This window comes from Nonomuraea sp. JJY05 (assembly GCF_043496855.1).
Lineage (GTDB): Bacteria > Actinomycetota > Actinomycetes > Streptosporangiales > Streptosporangiaceae > Nonomuraea.
On sequence record NZ_JBIEIS010000007.1, the window covers coordinates 321,522 to 337,726 of the forward strand.

Here is a 16,205-nt window from a genome sequence, read left to right on the forward strand (position 1 = left end):
CCATGCCCCTCGCCGCCATCGGCGACATCGTCCGCCAGTCGCCCGCCGGGGTGGGCGCCTTCAACGTGATCCAGCTCGAGCACGCCACCGCCATCGTGGCCGGCGCCGAGGCCCTGGGCCTGCCGGTCGTGCTGCAGATCAGCGAAAACTGCGTGCGCTACCACGGCGCGCTGGAGCCCGTCGCGCTGGCCTCGCTGGCGGTGGCCAGGCGGGCCGAGGTGCCGGTCGCGGTCCACCTCGACCACGCCACCGACCGCGCGCTCGTGGAGGAGGCGGTGGCGCTCGGGCTGGGCTCCGTGATGTACGACGCCTCGGCCCTGCCCGACGACGAGAACGTGCGCACGACCGCCGAGGTGGTGGCCTGGTGCCACGAACGCGGCGTGTGGGTGGAGGCCGAGCTGGGCGAGGTCGGGGGCAAGGACGGCGTGCACGCGCCCGGCGCGCGCACCAAGCCGCACGAGGCGGTCGACTACGTGGCCAAGACCGGCGTCGACGCCCTGGCCGTGGCCGTGGGCACCTCGCACGCCATGACGACCAAGGACGCGGTGCTGGACCTCGGGCTCATCGCCGAGCTGCGGGCCGCGGTGCCGGTGCCGCTGGTGCTGCACGGCTCGTCGGGAGTGCCGGACGACGTGCTGCGCGAGGCCGTGCGGAACGGCATGAAGAAGATCAACATCGCGACCCACCTGAACAAGGCGTTCACCGGCGCGGTGCGCGACTACCTGGCCCACGACGAGCGCGTGGTCGACTCCCGCAAATATCTCAAGGCCGGGCGCGACGCGGTGGCCAGGGAGGTCAGCCACCTCCTCGGCGTCCTCACGGGGTGAGCTGTTTGCGCATCATGACGGCCGAGCGGCCCTCGACGCCCATGCGGCCGGTCTCGACGTAGCCGAGCGACTCGTACAGGGCGATGTTGGTGGTCATCCTGGTGTTGGTGTAGAGGCGCAGCGCGGGCAGCCCCAGCCGGCGCGCCTCCTGCTCGGCGTAGGCCATCAGCGCCCGCCCGAGCCCCTTGCCCTGGCGGTCGGGCCGTACGGCGACGTTCTCCACCAGCAGGACGCCGTCCTCGGGGACGAGCACGATGAGCGCGTCGAGCGCGTAGGTGACGTGCACCCGGCCGGCCGCGATGAGCGCGCCGTAGTCGGCCTCCATCGGCAGCGGCCGCATGCCGACGACCTCGATCCAGGGCGAGTAGGCGTCGTGAACCAGCCGCTCCACGGCCGCCTTGTCGGTGTGCTCCGCCAATCTCATGCGCCCAATGTTGCCAGCACGCGTTCGACCTGTCGCTCGAAGGTGCCCGGCGGGTTGCGCGGATGCTCGTGCGAGAGCAGGAACAGCCACACGAGCCCGTGCAGCTTGCGGCAGTCGCGCATCCGCCGCTCCTCCGGCGGGCTCAGCTCGAACCGGTGCGCGATCTCCACCTCGCCGTCCACCCACATCGACACGTGCTCGGCCAGCTCGGCCAGCTCGAACGCCACGTCGCTGCGTCCCGAGTCCTCGTAGTCGACGATGCGGACGCGGGTGCCGTCCCACAGGAAGTTGGCCAGGTTGCCGTCGCCCGCCCCGAACGCCGGCGTGACCCCCGACTCGCCCGGCGACCAGCCCCGCAGCCACCGCGTGCCCTCCCTGACCGCCCGGTCCGCCAGCGGATCCCTGGGCTGCCAGCGCGCGCCGCGCCGGTCGGCCCAGTCGGCGAGCGCCTCAAGGTGCCACGGGCGCAGCGGCACGGCCCGGAGCACGTGCGGCGGCACCGCGGTGTGCAGCTCGGTGAGCGCCTCCACCAGGGCCGCCACGTGCACGGCCGTCGCGAGCAGCCCGCGCAGCGACACCCCGTCGATCCGGGACATCGTCACCACGCCGTCCTCGTAGCCGATCGGCTCGGGGGCCAGGCCGGGGGCGTGCTCGGCCAGCAGGTTCAGCGCGCGCCACTCGCGCTCGGCCGCGCCGGGCTTGCTGTCCATGTAGCGCTTGATGACGACGTCGCCGGCGAAGGCCAGCTCGTGCGTGTGGCGTAGGTCGGCCATGCCCGCATGCTAGGGCACCAACCGCTCAACGGCGCTGGTCACGAGCTTGTGGATCTCTTCCTCGCCGAACACGTCGGGCAGCGTGAGCCGCTCGACGACCAGCCAGTTCATGGCGAGGTAGAGCAGCAGCACGCTCGTCTCGTCGCCGGGGAGGCCCGACTCGAGGTGGTTGCGCACGTTCGCGTCCACGTCGGCGCGGATCCGCTCGGTCAGCACGGCCCGCAGCTCCGGCCGCCGGGTGGCCTCCAGGCGCAGCTCCAGCAGCGCCAGGTAGCCCGATCGGTACGACGCCACGCGATCCACCACCTCGTGCATGAGCGCGACCACCCGGTCGCGGTCGCGTGGCCCGCTCAGGTGGGCGGCGGTCATGGCCGCGTCCGGCTGCAGCAGCTCGTAGATCCGGCCGCCCGCCTGCGTGAACAGCTCGTCGCGACTGGGGAAGTAGTTGGACGCCGTGCCCGGCGGCACCTCCGCCTGCTTGTCCACCGCCCTGAACGTCAGCCCGCGGGCCCCTTCCCTGGCCAGCACCTCGATCGCGGCATCGACCAGCGCCGCCCGCCTGGCGACGTTCTGCCTGACCACGTTGACACCACTCCATCCGTAGTACTACGGTTAAACCACTTCAATCATAGTACTTCATCTGGAGTCATTTTGCGGAAGCTCGCGTACTTCGTCGCCACCTCCATCGACGGCTACATCGCGGGGCCGAACGGCGAGTTCGACTTCTACCCGTGGGCCGACGACATGACGGCCGACATCAACGCCCGTTACCCGGAGACCGTCCCCACCCACCTGCGCGCCACGTTCGGCGTCGACGCGCCCAACCAGCGCTTCGACACGGTGCTCATGGGCCGCGGCACCTACCAGCTCGACGAGAGCGTGACCAGCCCCTACGCCCACCTGCGGCAGTACGTCGTGTCCGGCACGATGAAGGTCGAGGACCCGGCCGTCGAGCTGGTCACGGGCGACCCGCTCGGCCTGGTGCGCCGGCTCAAGCAGGAGGACGGCCTGGACATCTACCTCTGCGGGGGCGGCAAGCTGGCCGGCACCCTGCTGCCGGAGATCGACGAGTTGATCATCAAGTGCTACCCGGTGGTGGCCGGGGCGGGCATCCCGGCGTTCGACGGCGAGTTCCGGCCGACCCTGTTCACGCTGACCGGCTCGAAGACGTACAGCAACGGGGCGGTGGTCATGACGTACGCCCGCCAGTGATCAGCCGCGCAGGGCGCGCCTGCGCAGGAAGTCCCGTTCGACCTCGTTGCCCGCGCGCGTGGCCGCGGCCCCGTGCGCCGCCGCGGCCGCCTCCTCGCGCCCGAGCCGCCGCAGCAGGTCGGCCCGCACCGCGTGGAACATGTAGTAGTCCTCGGGCCCCTCGATCAGCCCCAGCGCCACCTCGGGTCCCTCCACCTCGGCCACCGCCACCGCCCGGTGCACCGCCACGACCGGGCTCGGGTCGAGCTGCGCCAGCAGGTCGTACAGCCGCACGATCTGTCCCCAGTCGGTGTCCTTCGCGTTCGCCGCGTCGCTGTGCACGGCGTTGATCGCGGCCTGGATCTGGTAGGGGCCGGGCTCGTCGCGCCGCAGGCACCGCCGTACGAGCTCCTGGCCCTCCTCGACGAGCCCGCGGTCCCACAACCCGCGGTCCTGCTCGCCCAGCAGCACCAGCTCGCCCTCCTCGGAGGTACGGGCGGCGCGGCGCGACTCGATCAGCAGCATCAGCGCCAGCAGCCCCATGGCCTCGGGCTCGTCCGGCATGAGCTCGACCAGCAGCCGCCCGAGCCGGACGGCCTCGGCGCACAGGTCCGCGCGGACGGCGGTGTACCCCTCGTTGAAGATCAGGTAGACCACGGCCAGCACCGCGCGCAGGCGTTCGGGCAGATCGGCCTGCTCCGGGATCCGGTACGGGATCCCGGCGGCCCGGATCTTGTTCTTCGCCCGCACCAGCCGCTGCGCCAGCGTCGCCTCGGGCACCAGGAACGCGCGGGCGATCTCGGCCGTCGTCAGCCCGCCGAGCAGCCGCAGCGTGAGAGCCACCCGCGCGTGGACGGCCAGCGCGGGATGGCAGCACGTGAAGATCAGCCGCAGCCGGTCGTCCTGGACGGGGCCCACCTCCACGGGCTCGTCCTGGGCGTGCAGCAGCGCGGCCTGCGCGTACTTGCCAGGCCGCGCCGACTCCCTGCGCAACCGGTCTATGGCCCGGTTGCGTGCGGTCGTGATGGTCCACCCGGCGGGGCTCGGCGGCACCCCGGCGGACGGCCACTGCCGCACCGCCACGCTGAACGCCTCCTGCACCGCCTCCTCGGCGACGTCGATGTCACCGAAGATCCGCACGAGCACGGCGACGGCCCTGCCGTACTCCTCGCGGAAAACCCGCTCGACCGCGCTCTCCGGCATGGACGTCAGCGCTGGATCGGGGCCACCACGACCTCGACGCGCTGGAATTCCTTGATGTCGGAGTAGCCGGTGGAGGCCATCGTCCGCTTGAGCGCGCCCATCAGGTTCATCGAGCCGTCGGCCACGCTCGACGGCCCGTGCAGGATCTGCTCCAGCGTGCCGACCGTCCCGAACTCGACCCGCCGGCCACGCGGCAGGTCGGGGTGGTGCGCCTCCGAACCCCAGTGGAACCCGTGACCGGGCGCCTCGGCGGCCCTGGCCAGCGGCGAGCCCACCATCACGGCGTCGGCACCGCAGGCGATGGCCTTGGCGATGTCACCGGAGGTGCCCATGCCGCCGTCGGCGATCACGTGCACGTAGCGCCCGCCGGACTCGTCCATGTAGTCGCGCCGCGCCGCCGCCACGTCGGAGATCGCCGTGGCCATCGGCACGGCCACGCCCAGCACGTTGCGGGTCGTGTGCGAGGCGCCGCCGCCGAAGCCCACCAGCACGCCCGCCGCGCCGGTGCGCATCAGGTGCAGGGCCGCCGTGTACGTGGCGCAGCCGCCCACGATGACCGGCACGTCCAGCTCGTAGATGAACTGCTTGAGGTTGAGCGGCTCGGCCCGGCCGGAGACGTGCTCGGCCGACACGGTGGTGCCGCGGATGACGAAGATGTCGACGCCCGCGTCGATCACGGCCTTGTGGTACTGGACCGTGCGCTGCGGCGACAGCCGCACGGCGGTGGTCACGCCGGAGGCCCGGATCTCCTCGATCCGCCGGCCGATCAGGTCCTCCTTGATCGGCGCCGCGTAGATCTCCTGGAGCCGCTTGGTGGCCGCCGCCGCGTCGAGCGCGGCGCACTCCTCCAGCAGCGGCGAGGGGTCCTCGTACCGCGTCCAGAGCCCTTCGAGGTCGAGCGGCGCGAGGCCGCCGAGCCTGCCGATCTCGATCGCGGTCGCCGGGGACACCACGCTGTCCATGGGGGCGACCACTACCGGCAGCTCGAACCGGTAGGCGTCGATCTGCCAGGCGATCGAGACCTCCTCCGGGTCCCGGGTGCGCCGCGAGGGAACCAGACCGATCTCGTCAAGCGAGTACGCCCGCCGTCCGGCCTTGCCCCGGCCGATCTCCACCTGCTGAGTCATGAACTTACCTTCTGTGATAGTTCGGAGCTTCCACGGTCATCTGGATGTCGTGGGGGTGGCTCTCCTTGAGGCCCGCCGCCGTGATCGGCATGAGCTCGCAGTCGGTGTGCATCTGCGTGATCGTGCGGCAGCCGGCGTACCACATGCCCTGGCGCAGACCCCCGATGAGCTGGTGCGCGACGGCCGCGACCGGGCCGCGGTAGGGCACCTGGCCCTCGATGCCCTCGGGGATGTACTTGTCCTCGCCGCCGACGTCGGCCTGGGCGTAGCGGTCCTTGCTGAAGGAGGTGCCGCCGCGCTCGCGGTTGCGCACCGCGCCGAGGGAGCCCATGCCGCGGTACGACTTGAACTGCTTGCCGTTGATGAAGATCAGCTCACCCGGCGACTCCTCGCACCCGGCGAGCAGCGAGCCGAGCATGACCGTGTCGGCGCCGGCGGCGATGGCCTTGACGATGTCGCCGGAGTACTGCAGGCCGCCGTCGCCGATGACCGGCACGCCCGCGGGGCCGCACGCCTTGGACGCCTCGTAGATGGCCGTGACCTGCGGCGCGCCGACCCCGGCCACCACCCGCGTGGTGCAGATCGAGCCGGGCCCGACGCCCACCTTGACCGCGTCCGCGCCCGCGTCGACCAGCATCTGCGCCCCGGCCCTGGTCGCGATGTTGCCCGCGACGACCTGGACCTTGCTGTTGGCCTTGATCTTGCCGACCATGTCGGCCAGGCCCTTGGAGTGACCGTGGGCCACGTCGATGACCACCACGTCGACGCCGGCCTCGATCAGCGCCTTGGCCCGCAGCTCGGCGTCGCCACCGACGCCGACGGCCGCCCCCACGATCAGCCGGCCGTCGGCGTCCTTGGTGGACAGCGGGTACTGCTCGCTCTTGGTGAAGTCCTTGACCGTGACCAGGCCGCGCAGCCTGCCGTCGGAGTCGACCAGCGGCAGTTTCTCGATCTTGTTCTTCCGGAGGAGGGCGAACGCCTCGTCACGCGACACCCCGACCGGGGCGGTGACGAGCGGCATCTTGGTCATGACCTCGCGCACGGGGCGCGACTGGTCGGTCTCGAAGCGCATGTCGCGGTTGGTCACGATGCCGAGCAGCGTGCCGTCCACGTCCGTCACGGGCACACCCGAGATCCGGTACGTCGCGCAGAGCTTCTCAACGTCGGCCAGCGTGTTGTCGGGGCTGCAGGTCACCGGGTTGGTGACCATGCCCGCCTCGGACCGCTTGACCAGGTCGGCCTGCTGGGCCTGCTCCTCGACCGACAGGTTGCGGTGCAGGATGCCGATGCCGCCCTGGCGGGCCATGGCGACCGCCATGCGGGCCTCGGTGACGGTGTCCATGGCCGCGGAGACCAGCGGGATGGACAGCGTGATGCCACGTGACAGCCGGGCCCGGGTGTCGGCCTCGCCTGGCTGCAGGTCTGAATAGCCGGGCACCAGCAGCACGTCGTCGAAGGTCAAACCTGTCTCGGTGAACTTGGACATGCTGCGGCCCCCTCTTGCCGTTGCTCTGATTGAGCCAAGTCTAGGCCCTGCCTCCAAACTGCGCCGCAGCACCCACACCCGCCACGCCCACTGCCTTCTCCACCCCAAACCCCCCGTCGGACGATCACCCCCACCGCCCCACCACCGCCGCGCCGGGTGCATCACCGCCGTCTCGGGCCGCACCGCCGCCCCGGGCGTGCATCACCGCCGTCCAGCGCGCCCCGCAGGATGCCCGCCACCCACCCCCGCCAACGGGACCCCCGGAGCCACCGCGACAACAGCGATGCCGGGAGCACGATGACCCCCACGGTCCGTCGTACTCCCGGCATCGAAAAGTGCCGAGGCACGGGACGGTCGGTGATCCGTCCCGTGCCTCGGCCACCGGCACCCGGGCCAAGGCGACGCTTTTGCGCCACCGAACCCCCCTCCGCGTCCTGATGGCCCGCCGTCGCTTCAGCCCTCGCAGGATGCCGACGCTAGGTAAAGCCTGCGTTACTGAACGGAACAACGCAATGTGAAAACGTGCAATTGCACGAAGTTGCACGCCGCGCTCCGACCAGTCATCGCAACGGGGGGACACGAGCGTAATGCGGGGTTATCCTCACGGCACGCCCGTGTCCCCCCAACGGAGCCGCCCATAATGCGCAACGAGCCCCGTACCATGCCTGATCCTTTCGAGACGCTGGGCCTTGACCCGACGCAGACCGCGCTGTACACCGCAGTGCTGCGCCTGCACCGCGCGACCCGCACGGATCTCGCGCAGGCTCTGGACGGTCCCGTCGAGAAAGTCGGCCGCCAGCTCGACGACCTCGTCAAGCTGGGCGTGATCGACGAGCAGTCGGGGGAATACCTGGCCAGACACCCGGCCGCGGCCCTCGGCAGGGTGATCGCCGACCGGCTCGACCGGCTGGCGGAGGAGAGCCGCAGGATCGACTCGGCGCTCGGCTCCATCCGGTCGCTGATCCGCGACTACGACGCCGGCCGCGACTACCAGAGCGGCACGTTCACGGTGGAGATGGTGAACGGGGCCGACGTGCTGTACGAAAGCGTGGTCGGCATAGCCGTCCAGTCTCCGCCGATGGAATTACTTACCGCGGTTCCCGACGAACGCACCATGATTGATTTTGCGCGCAAATTTGCGGAACTATGGATTGACGCGCAAGAACGAAAACTTCTCACGGTTCACGCGATCATCCCGGTTTCGACCCTGGTTCTGCCCGGCGTACGCGACCAGCTCACCCGGGTGCTGGAGACGGGCGGCAAGGTACGCACGCTGGACCGGGTGCCGAGCTGGTTCATGACCGCGGGCCCCGAGGTCGCGGGCCTGCCCCCGTTCTGGGGCGGCAACCTGCCCGACCACGCGTACAACTTCTATCTGATACGCACGCCGATCGTCGTGGGCATGCTCCGCACGCTGTTCAGGGAGCTGTGGGCCAGGGCCGTGCCCCTGCCGTGGGGCCGCAGGAGCGACGGCATGGTCCAGGTCCTCCGCCTGGCCGCCCAGGGCATGTGCGACGACTCCATAGCCCGCCAGCTGGGCGTATCGGTGCGAACGGTCCGGGCGAGGTTCGCGGACGCCATGTCCGAACTGGGCGCTCAGTCGCGTTTCCACGCGGGCGTGGAGGCCGCCAGGCGCGGATGGCTGAGGTAATGTCCACCGCTCGGGCCGCTTCGGTCATATGGTGGGAAGGTGCTGGAAGACGTCCCCCGCGACCCGTTCGCGGACGACCCGAACGACCCTTCCTCGGCGATGGGCGCCCTCGACGACGCCGAGCCACTCACCGCGGCCGAACGTGACGAGGCCATCACGGACCTCGCCGACGTCGAGGTCTTCCGCTCCCTGCTCGAACCGCAGGGGGTGCTGGGCCTCGTACTCGACTGCCCTGAATGCGGCGAGCAGCACTTCTTCGACTGGGAGCTGCTGCGCGGCAACCTACGACAAATGATCGAGAAAGGCCAGCCACAGGTCCACGAGCCGGCCTTTCACCCCGACCCCGCCGACTACGTCAGCTGGGAGTACGCCAGAGGCTACGTCGACGGCGTCATCGACACGGAGGAACGCCGCTGACCGACATCATCGAGCAGCACGGCCAGCAACCGCACGGCTGGATCGCCTGAGTCAGGCCTGTCTCCACGACCGAGCGCGTCGAGCAGCGCGTCGGTCTCCTCCTCTGGCGTCAAGCCGACTCCAGCTCGGCCATCTGCCGCAACCTGGCCAGCGCCCGATGCTGGGCGACACGAACCGCACCCGGTGACATACCGAGTACATTACCGGTCTCCTCAGCCGACAACCCCGACACCACCCGCAACAGCAGCAACTCGCGCTGGTTCTCGGGCAACCTGGCCAGGAGCCTGCGCGCGTGCTCGACCTCGATGTAGCGGACCACGGTCTCCTCGGGCCCCGGCCCGTCGTCCGGCCCATCGGGCAGATCCTGAGTCGGTACGGCCGAGCGCACCGAACTCCGTAGCGCGTCGGCCACTTTGTGCGAGGCGATCCCGAACACGAAGGAGGCGAACGGCCGCCCCATGTCGCGGTATCGCGGCAGCGCGGACAGGACCGCGATGCACACCTCCTGGGCTACGTCATCGGCAATGTGATATTGCCCTGAAACCCTGCCCAGCCGGGCGCGGCAATACCGCACCACCATCGGACGCAACTCACCGAGCAGAGATTCGATCGCACTGCGATCTCCCTGTACGGCGAGGCTCGTCAGTTCCCTAAGGTCGGAGTCATCCGTCCGTGCCGGAAGTCTCGACGCGAGCCTTACCCCAATTTTGGCGTCGGCGACGCTTCCCTCGCTCACGATAGGCATGATGCCCGCACTGATCCGGCCTGTCGTCATGGCGAACGGCTACGGATTGGTCACATTGAAGCGACGATAACGGGCAGTAATCAAATGACCACACTAAGGCTTAACTAGTGACATAATGTTTCATCCCATAACCTGGAATGAACGACAATTGTCAGATCCCAGACGCTTATCACCCGCTCCCGGTTTACTCCAATAATCCACCTTTTCCACCCACTTCTCCCCAACCGCCCGCTCACGGCGCTGCAGCATGCCGATGATCTCTTCCCTCCCGCGGGCCCGGCTCGTCATTCCGTCCCCCCGTCCGAGATGAGCACCATCAGCTGCGGACGACTACGAAGCTCGCGAATGAACCCGTCCTCGCCGGCTTCCCAGCGCGTGCGGCTGACGACCACCGTGTTGAGCTGACGTCCAAGCCTGGATCTCGCCCGTTCTGCGGCATCGCGTAGATCATCGCGATCGGGACGGCCGATCACCAGAAGGTCGATGTCGACCGGAGACGGGCCGGGCTCCCCGCGCATCCGGGCCGCCCACGAGCCGAAGACGAGGGCCTTCTCCATACCACCGACGCCCGCCAGTTCCTCGGCGAGGACCTGGGCCGGGCCGAGGATGATCGTGACGAGGTCGCGGAGCGGACCGTAAAAGGGCGCGCTGCGGTTGGCGCTGCGCGATCGGCTTGCGCTGAGCCGTCCCCCGAACGCCGAACGGCCCGCAACCCTTTCGGGTGCGGGCCGTGGCGAGAGAAGAGACGGGTCAGTGGCCGTGGCCGTGACCGTGGCCCGCGCCGGCGGCCGGGGCCTCCTCCTCGGGCTTTTCCACCACGAGCGCCTCGGTCGTGAGGAGCATGCCCGCGATCGACGCGGCGTTCTGGACGGCCGAACGCGTGACCTTGACCGGGTCGATGACGCCCTGCGCGATCAGGTCGCCGTACTCGCCGGTCGCGGCGTTGAGGCCGTGGCCGGCCTCCAGCTCGGCGACCTTGTGGGTGACCACGTAGCCCTCGAGACCGGCGTTCTCGGCGATCCAGCGGGCGGGCTCGACCAGGGCGCGGCGCACGACGCCGACACCCGTGGCCTCGTCGCCCGTCAGGCCGAGGTCGTCGAGGGTCTTGGAGACGTGGATCAGCGCGGAGCCACCGCCGGAGACGATGCCCTCCTCGATCGCGGCGCGCGTCGCGGAGATCGCGTCCTCGAGGCGGTGCTTCTTCTCCTTCAGCTCCACCTCGGTGGCGGCGCCGACACGCAGCACGCACACACCGCCTGCGAGCTTGGCCAGGCGCTCCTGCAGCTTCTCGCGGTCCCAGTCGGAGTCGGACTGCTCGATGGCGAGCCTGATCTCCTTGACGCGGTCCTCGATGGCCTGCGCGTCACCGGCGCCGTCGACGATGGTGGTGTTGTCCTTCGTGACGACGACGCGGCGGGCCGTGCCGAGCACCTCGAGACCGACGTGCTCCAGCTTGAGGCCGACCTCCTCGCTGACGACCTGGCCACCGGTGAGGATGGCGATGTCCTGCAGCATGGCCTTGCGGCGGTCGCCGAAGCCCGGGGCCTTGACGGCCACGGAGGTGAAGGTGCCGCGGATCTTGTTGGTGACCAGGACGGCCAGGGCCTCACCCTCGACGTCCTCGGCGATCACGAGCAGCGGCTTCTTCGTCTGGGCGATCTTCTCCAGCAGCGGCAGGAAGTCCGCGATGGAGGCGATCTTGCCCTGGTTGATCAGGATGTAGGCGTCCTCGAGGACCGACTCCATCCGCTCGGGGTCGGTCACCATGTACTGCGACACGTAGCCCTTGTCGAACTGCATGCCCTCGGTGAACTCGAGCTCCATGCCCATGGCGTTGGACTCTTCGACGGTGAGGACACCGTCCTTGCCCACCTTGTCGAACGCCTCGGCGATCAGGTCGCCGATCTGCGCGTCCTGAGCGGAGATCGTCGCGACATTGGCGATCTCCTTCTTGTCGGCCACCTCGCGGGCGCTGTCGAGCAGCTTGTCGCTGATCGCCTTGGCGGCCTTGTCGATGCCGCGCTTGAGCGACAGCGGCGAGGCGCCGGCGGCCACGTTGCGCAGGCCCTCGCGGACCATGGCCTGGGCCAGCACGGTGGCGGTGGTGGTGCCGTCACCGGCGATGTCGTTGGTCTTGGTGGCAACTTCCTTGGCGAGCTGGGCGCCGAGGTTTTCGTAGCGCTCCTCCAGCTCGATCTCACGAGCGATGGTCACACCGTCGTTCGTGATCGTCGGCGCACCGAACTTCTTGTCGATGACGACGTTACGGCCGCGCGGGCCGAGGGTTACCTTGACGGCGTCGGCGAGGGCGTTCACACCGCGCTCGAGCGCGCGGCGGGCGTCCTCGTCGAACTCCAGGATCTTCGCCATTGCTTGAAAGTCCTCTCCTAGCGTCGAAAGCCCCGGCCGCCCTCAAGAGCGCCCGGGGCTCGACACATCCGGCTTACTTCTCGATGATCGCGAGAACGTCGCGGGCGGAGAGCACGAGGTACTCCTCGCCGCCGTACTTGACCTCAGTGCCGCCGTACTTGCTGTAGAGGACGATGTCGCCCTCAGAGACGTCGAGCGGAATCCGCTTGTCGCCGTCCTCGTCCCAGTTGCCGGGGCCCACCGCGAGGACCTTGCCCTCCTGCGGCTTCTCCTTGGCGGTGTCAGGGATGACCAGGCCGGAAGCGGTGGTCTGCTCGGCCTCAAGCGGCTGAACCACAATGCGGTCGCCGAGCGGCTTAACGGGAACCTTGGTGGCGGTCGTCACGATCGGACCTCCCCTTCAGATTTGAATGATCTAGAAGAGGCGACCAGCTGGGCCTGCCGTCGCGGGTGTCAGACCTGCCTCGTCGCACGTTGGCACTCTCAAGGGGAGAGTGCCAACAGGAAACATATGCAAGAGGGGCTTGACAGTCAACACGAACGCGTCTGCTGAGAGCGATCAGACCGAATCCGCCCCCCTCTGGATACGGTACGCCCTTGGTCCGACCGGGTCGGACGTGGCGCTAACGTCGGGTGATGTGGACCTTGACGCCTTCGACGAGCTGTTGACACCGCGCGGGCAACGCGCACTCGCGGAGGCCGTGGAGCTGGTGGGCACGGATCCCGTGGCCGCCGCCACAAAGCTACGCAAGACGTACGACGCCGCCCTGACCTCCGCCGCTCTCACCCAGGCGGGGCTGCGGGAGCGCGCCAGGGCCAAGTTCGGCGAGGACGCCGGGCGGATGTACTTCACGCCACACGGCCTGGAGCAGTCCACGCGGACGGAGGTCGCCGAGCACCGCGCCCGCCGCCTCGCCGGGACACGGGCGGACGCGCCCCCGCAGGGGCTCGGCGTCGCGGGCGCACTCCCGGCGGGCGCGTCCCCGGCGGGCGCGTCCCTGCATGGGCTGAGGGTTGTGGACGCCTGCTGTGGCGTCGGCGGCGACTTCCTCGCGCTGGCCCGCGCCGGCTGCACCGTGGCCGCCGTGGACACCGACCCGCTGACCGTCGCCGTGGCCAGGGCCAATGCCGACGCGCTCGGGCTGGGCGGCAGGGTGACGGTGTCCGTGGGGGACGCGGCGGAGGTCCGGCCGGAGGAGTACGACGTGCTCTTCGCCGACCCGGCCAGGCGGACGAGCCGGGGCAGGACGTTCGACCCCATGGCCTACTCCCCGCCCTGGCCGGTGGTGCTCGACCTGGTCTCCAGAGCCTCCCGGGCGTGCGTCAAGGTCGCCCCGGGCATCCCGTACGAGTTCATCCCCGAAGGCGCCGAGGCCGAGTGGGTCTCGTACAAGGGCGAGGTCAAGGAGGCCGCCCTCTGGATCGGCCAGGAGGGAGCGCGGCGCCGCGCCACCCTGCTCCCCGGCGGCCACACGCTGGCCCCCACGGGCGCCGAGGCCCCGGTCGGCCCGGCCGGCAGGTACGTCTACGAGCCGGACGGCGCGGCCATCCGGGCGCACCTCGTGGGCGAGGTGTCGGAAATCGTGAACGGACGCCTGCTTGACCCGATGATCGCCTACATCACCGGTGACGACCTGATCGACACTCCATGGGCGACCAGATATGAAATAGAGAGCGTTCTCCCCTTTTCCGGGAAAAAGCTCCGCGCCGCACTCCGCGAGCGACAAGTCGGAAATGTCACCATCAAGAAGCGTGGCTCCGCCGTCGACATCGAACGCCTCCGCTCAGATCTCCGCCTAAATGGCGAAAAATCAGCAACTATCATCCTTACGCGGATCCTCGATAAGCCATCGGTCATCATCTGTGACACCTCTCCACCTGCCTGAACCGGTCATTCTGCGTTAACCTCGATCTTTCACTTCGCCCCTGACGGACCTTGATCGAGAGGCTAAGGTGGGCGGACGGGAGTTCTCCCCTGATGCGGTTTCCGCGTTCCCGCTCGTTCATCTGAAAATCGACCTATATACCACCGCTGCGCGGCAGACCGTCGGCGAGCCAAAGGAGCTTTCGGTGGACCATTCCAACCACACCACCCTTCTCCAGGCAGGAGGCCAGTCCGGCATCTCCGAGAGGATGCGGGACCTGCTGGCGCGCGCCTCGCAGGATCATGTGTACGAGCAGCGCACGCAGGGAGCCGTGCTGGACGAGATCCGCCAGCGGCTCGAAGGCATGGAGTGGCTGCTGCGCGAGGTGCGCGAGCGGGAGCTCGGCGGCCTCAGCGGCACGCTGCAGGCGGTCAGCGGGCGGCTCGACGACATCACCGCCAAGCCGCCGATGTGGGCGGAGGGGCTGGCTCAGCACGTCGAGGCGGTACGCGACCATGTGGACACCGTCGGGGAGCGGATCGGAGAGGTGGACGCCCGCGTCGCCCCGTTGGCCGACCTGCCCGGCCTGCGGGCCGACCTGGGCACCATGGGCGAGGGTGTGGACGAGGCGCTCACCCGCCTGAAGACGGTGCTCGACACCACCGACGGCCTCACGAAGGGGATGTCCGACTTCGCCGCCAAGCTGGCCACGCTCAACACCAGCATGGAGGCCGCCGCGAGCCGCTTCACCAGGCTCGACAAGTCGATGGCCGACCTGACCACTCGCACCGACCGGGTCGAGGTCGCGGTCGGCGACCTGTCGGAGCACCTCACCGCCCGGCTGAGCGCGCAGGACAAGCAGCTCGCCGTCCGGATGGACGAGACGGACCAGCGGCTGACCACGCGCCTCGACGAGGCCGACCAGCGCCTCACGGCCCGCCTCGACGAGGCCGACCAACGGCTCTCCGACCGCCTCGACGACACCGACCAGCGCCTGTCCGACCGGCTCGACGAGACCGATCAGCGCCTGTCCGACCGCCTCGACCAGACCGGCCTGCGGCTGACCGCCCGGATGGACGAGACCGACCAGCGCCTGGCCACCAGCCTCGTCGAGGCGGACGAGCGGCTGGCCAGCCGCCTCAAGGAGTCCGACGAGCAGCTCGGCAGCCGCCTGTCCGACGTGGAGCTGCGGCTCGCCACCAGGCTCGACGAGGCCGACCAGCACCTCGCGGTCCAGCTCGGCGAGAGCGAGCAGCGCCTGAGCGCCCGGCTCAGCGGCGTGGACGCCCGGCTCGACCGGGTCGAGGGCAGGCTCACGGGGCTCGACTCGAGGCTCACCGGGTTCGACAGCCGCCTGGAGTCCGCCGACGAGTGCCTGGCCGACATCGACACCAGGCTCGACGGCCTCGACGGCAGGATGGCCGGCGTCGACAAGCGCCTCCTGTCCGTGGACAACCAGCTCGGCGGCGTCGACAAGCGCCTGGGGACCGTGGACGGCCACCTCGGGCGCCACGATGACAGGTTCGACGCGCTCGACGTACGCATCGACGCCCGCTTCGGCGCCCTCGACGAGCGCATGGCCACCTCCGACCAGCGCCTCGGCGAGCTGTCCACGCGCAACGAGGGCCGCTTCAACAAGCTGGACACCCAGATCGACTCCATCGACGAGCGCCTGGTCGAGGCCGAGGAGCACCTGAGCAGCCGGTTCGACGGCATCGACACCCGCTTCAACGGCCTCGACACCCACCTCAACGGCCTGGCCACCCGCGCCGAGCAGGCCAGCGCCCACCTGGAGTCCGTCGACGACCGCATCGAGACCGTCAGCGAACGCGTGGGCCGGCTCCCCGAGGCCCTGTCGGGCCAGAGCGAGCTGCTCCAGGCGCACGCCGGGGACCAGGCCGAGCGCCTGACCGCCGCCGCCAACGCGCTCACCGAGCTCGTCACGGCGCGTCCCGACCGCGACCAGCTCACGGAGACGGTCACCGGCATCGTCCAGCCCGCGACCGACGACCTCACCAAGCGCCTCGGCGCCCTGGAGGAGACCATGCTGGCCCTGGCCGAGGCCCTCCTGCGCCCCACCAGGGTCAAGGACTGAGCCCCTGGGCCGTGTCCCCGGCGGCACGGCC

Annotated in this window: 16 protein-coding genes; 6 read left to right on the top strand and 10 right to left on the bottom strand. The window is 69.8% G+C overall.

Annotated features, from left to right (window positions below):
* The first annotated feature begins 2 nt into the window (after positions 1-2).
* On the top strand, positions 3-827 hold the full coding sequence (locus ACFKCF_RS12875) for a ketose-bisphosphate aldolase (RefSeq protein WP_394493300.1): 825 nt from the start codon (positions 3-5) through the stop codon (positions 825-827).
* Here ACFKCF_RS12875 and ACFKCF_RS12880 read toward each other — a convergent pair.
* From ACFKCF_RS12880 to ACFKCF_RS12890, 3 genes are read right to left on the bottom strand one after another with little or no spacing between them, the layout of a single operon-like run.
* Positions 817-1,251 (bottom strand): GNAT family N-acetyltransferase, encoded by a 435-nt coding sequence (locus ACFKCF_RS12880; RefSeq protein ID WP_394493302.1) that lies wholly within the window; start codon positions 1,249-1,251, stop codon positions 817-819. The two genes, ACFKCF_RS12875 and ACFKCF_RS12880, sit on opposite strands and share 11 nt — an antisense overlap.
* Positions 1,248-2,024 (bottom strand): phosphotransferase family protein, encoded by a 777-nt coding sequence (locus tag ACFKCF_RS12885; RefSeq protein WP_394493304.1) that lies wholly within the window; start codon positions 2,022-2,024, stop codon positions 1,248-1,250. Before ACFKCF_RS12885 ends, ACFKCF_RS12880 begins: the two co-directional genes overlap by 4 nt.
* A gap of 9 nt (positions 2,025-2,033) precedes the next feature.
* On the bottom strand, positions 2,034-2,606 hold the full coding sequence (locus ACFKCF_RS12890) for a TetR/AcrR family transcriptional regulator (protein WP_394493305.1): 573 nt from the start codon (positions 2,604-2,606) through the stop codon (positions 2,034-2,036).
* Between the two features lie 69 nt (positions 2,607-2,675).
* On the opposite strand from ACFKCF_RS12890, the gene ACFKCF_RS12895 reads away from it, so the two are divergent.
* The gene (locus ACFKCF_RS12895; protein WP_394493307.1) at positions 2,676-3,236 is read left to right on the top strand and encodes a dihydrofolate reductase family protein; all 561 of its coding nucleotides are present in this window, start codon (positions 2,676-2,678) and stop codon (positions 3,234-3,236) included.
* Here the strand turns inward: ACFKCF_RS12895 and ACFKCF_RS12900 are convergent, their stop codons facing one another.
* Genes ACFKCF_RS12900 through guaB form a run of 3 tightly spaced genes read right to left on the bottom strand, consistent with a single transcriptional unit; the run spans position 3,237 to position 7,031 of the window.
* The gene (locus ACFKCF_RS12900; RefSeq protein WP_394493309.1) at positions 3,237-4,418 is read right to left on the bottom strand and encodes an RNA polymerase sigma factor; all 1,182 of its coding nucleotides are present in this window, start codon (positions 4,416-4,418) and stop codon (positions 3,237-3,239) included.
* A gap of 5 nt (positions 4,419-4,423) precedes the next feature.
* Positions 4,424-5,545: a GuaB3 family IMP dehydrogenase-related protein gene (locus ACFKCF_RS12905; RefSeq protein WP_394493311.1), complete on the bottom strand. Its 1,122-nt coding sequence runs from the start codon at positions 5,543-5,545 to the stop codon at positions 4,424-4,426.
* A 4-nt stretch (positions 5,546-5,549) separates the two neighbouring features.
* Positions 5,550-7,031: an IMP dehydrogenase gene (gene guaB, locus ACFKCF_RS12910; protein WP_394493313.1), complete on the bottom strand. Its 1,482-nt coding sequence runs from the start codon at positions 7,029-7,031 to the stop codon at positions 5,550-5,552.
* A 661-nt stretch (positions 7,032-7,692) separates the two neighbouring features.
* Between guaB and ACFKCF_RS12915 the strand changes: the two genes are divergently transcribed.
* On the top strand, positions 7,693-8,682 hold the full coding sequence (locus ACFKCF_RS12915) for a LuxR C-terminal-related transcriptional regulator (RefSeq protein ID WP_394493315.1): 990 nt from the start codon (positions 7,693-7,695) through the stop codon (positions 8,680-8,682).
* 39 nt (positions 8,683-8,721) lie between these two features.
* A complete protein-coding gene (locus ACFKCF_RS12920; RefSeq protein WP_090930411.1) occupies positions 8,722-9,099 on the top strand; it encodes a DUF5319 domain-containing protein in 378 nt (125 codons plus the stop codon).
* Positions 9,100-9,208: 109 nt separating this feature from the next.
* On the opposite strand, the gene ACFKCF_RS12925 is transcribed toward ACFKCF_RS12920, so the two are convergent.
* The 4 genes from ACFKCF_RS12925 to groES form a co-directional block, all read right to left on the bottom strand.
* A complete protein-coding gene (locus ACFKCF_RS12925; RefSeq protein ID WP_132334441.1) occupies positions 9,209-9,844 on the bottom strand; it encodes a sigma-70 family RNA polymerase sigma factor in 636 nt (211 codons plus the stop codon).
* 284 nt (positions 9,845-10,128) lie between these two features.
* A complete protein-coding gene (locus tag ACFKCF_RS12930) occupies positions 10,129-10,401 on the bottom strand; it encodes a hypothetical protein (RefSeq protein WP_394493317.1) in 273 nt (90 codons plus the stop codon).
* 193 nt (positions 10,402-10,594) lie between these two features.
* On the bottom strand, positions 10,595-12,214 hold the full coding sequence (gene groL, locus ACFKCF_RS12935; RefSeq protein ID WP_394493319.1) for a chaperonin GroEL: 1,620 nt from the start codon (positions 12,212-12,214) through the stop codon (positions 10,595-10,597).
* Positions 12,215-12,287: 73 nt separating this feature from the next.
* Positions 12,288-12,602: a co-chaperone GroES gene (gene groES, locus ACFKCF_RS12940; RefSeq protein WP_197093639.1), complete on the bottom strand. Its 315-nt coding sequence runs from the start codon at positions 12,600-12,602 to the stop codon at positions 12,288-12,290.
* 250 nt (positions 12,603-12,852) lie between these two features.
* On the opposite strand from groES, the gene ACFKCF_RS12945 reads away from it, so the two are divergent.
* Positions 12,853-14,100: a methyltransferase domain-containing protein gene (locus ACFKCF_RS12945; RefSeq protein ID WP_394493321.1), complete on the top strand. Its 1,248-nt coding sequence runs from the start codon at positions 12,853-12,855 to the stop codon at positions 14,098-14,100.
* A 184-nt stretch (positions 14,101-14,284) separates the two neighbouring features.
* A complete protein-coding gene (locus ACFKCF_RS12950; protein ID WP_394493323.1) occupies positions 14,285-16,174 on the top strand; it encodes a hypothetical protein in 1,890 nt (629 codons plus the stop codon).
* Positions 16,175-16,205 lie beyond the last annotated feature (31 nt).

Excerpts from the sequence above, each read along its gene's own strand:
- ACFKCF_RS12875 (WP_394493300.1), top strand. The coding sequence starts at position 3 with ATGCCCCTCGCCGCCATCGGCGACATCGTCCGCCAGTCGCCCGCCGGG.
- ACFKCF_RS12880 (WP_394493302.1), bottom strand. The coding sequence starts at position 1,251 with ATGAGATTGGCGGAGCACACCGACAAGGCGGCCGTGGAGCGGCTGGTT.
- ACFKCF_RS12885 (WP_394493304.1), bottom strand. The coding sequence starts at position 2,024 with ATGGCCGACCTACGCCACACGCACGAGCTGGCCTTCGCCGGCGACGTC.
- ACFKCF_RS12900 (WP_394493309.1), bottom strand. The coding sequence starts at position 4,418 with ATGCCGGAGAGCGCGGTCGAGCGGGTTTTCCGCGAGGAGTACGGCAGG.
- ACFKCF_RS12905 (WP_394493311.1), bottom strand. The coding sequence starts at position 5,545 with ATGACTCAGCAGGTGGAGATCGGCCGGGGCAAGGCCGGACGGCGGGCG.
- guaB (WP_394493313.1), bottom strand. The coding sequence starts at position 7,031 with ATGTCCAAGTTCACCGAGACAGGTTTGACCTTCGACGACGTGCTGCTG.
- ACFKCF_RS12915 (WP_394493315.1), top strand. The coding sequence starts at position 7,693 with ATGCCTGATCCTTTCGAGACGCTGGGCCTTGACCCGACGCAGACCGCG.
- ACFKCF_RS12925 (WP_132334441.1), bottom strand. The coding sequence starts at position 9,844 with ATGCCTATCGTGAGCGAGGGAAGCGTCGCCGACGCCAAAATTGGGGTA.
- ACFKCF_RS12930 (WP_394493317.1), bottom strand. The coding sequence starts at position 10,401 with ATGGAGAAGGCCCTCGTCTTCGGCTCGTGGGCGGCCCGGATGCGCGGG.
- groL (WP_394493319.1), bottom strand. The coding sequence starts at position 12,214 with ATGGCGAAGATCCTGGAGTTCGACGAGGACGCCCGCCGCGCGCTCGAG.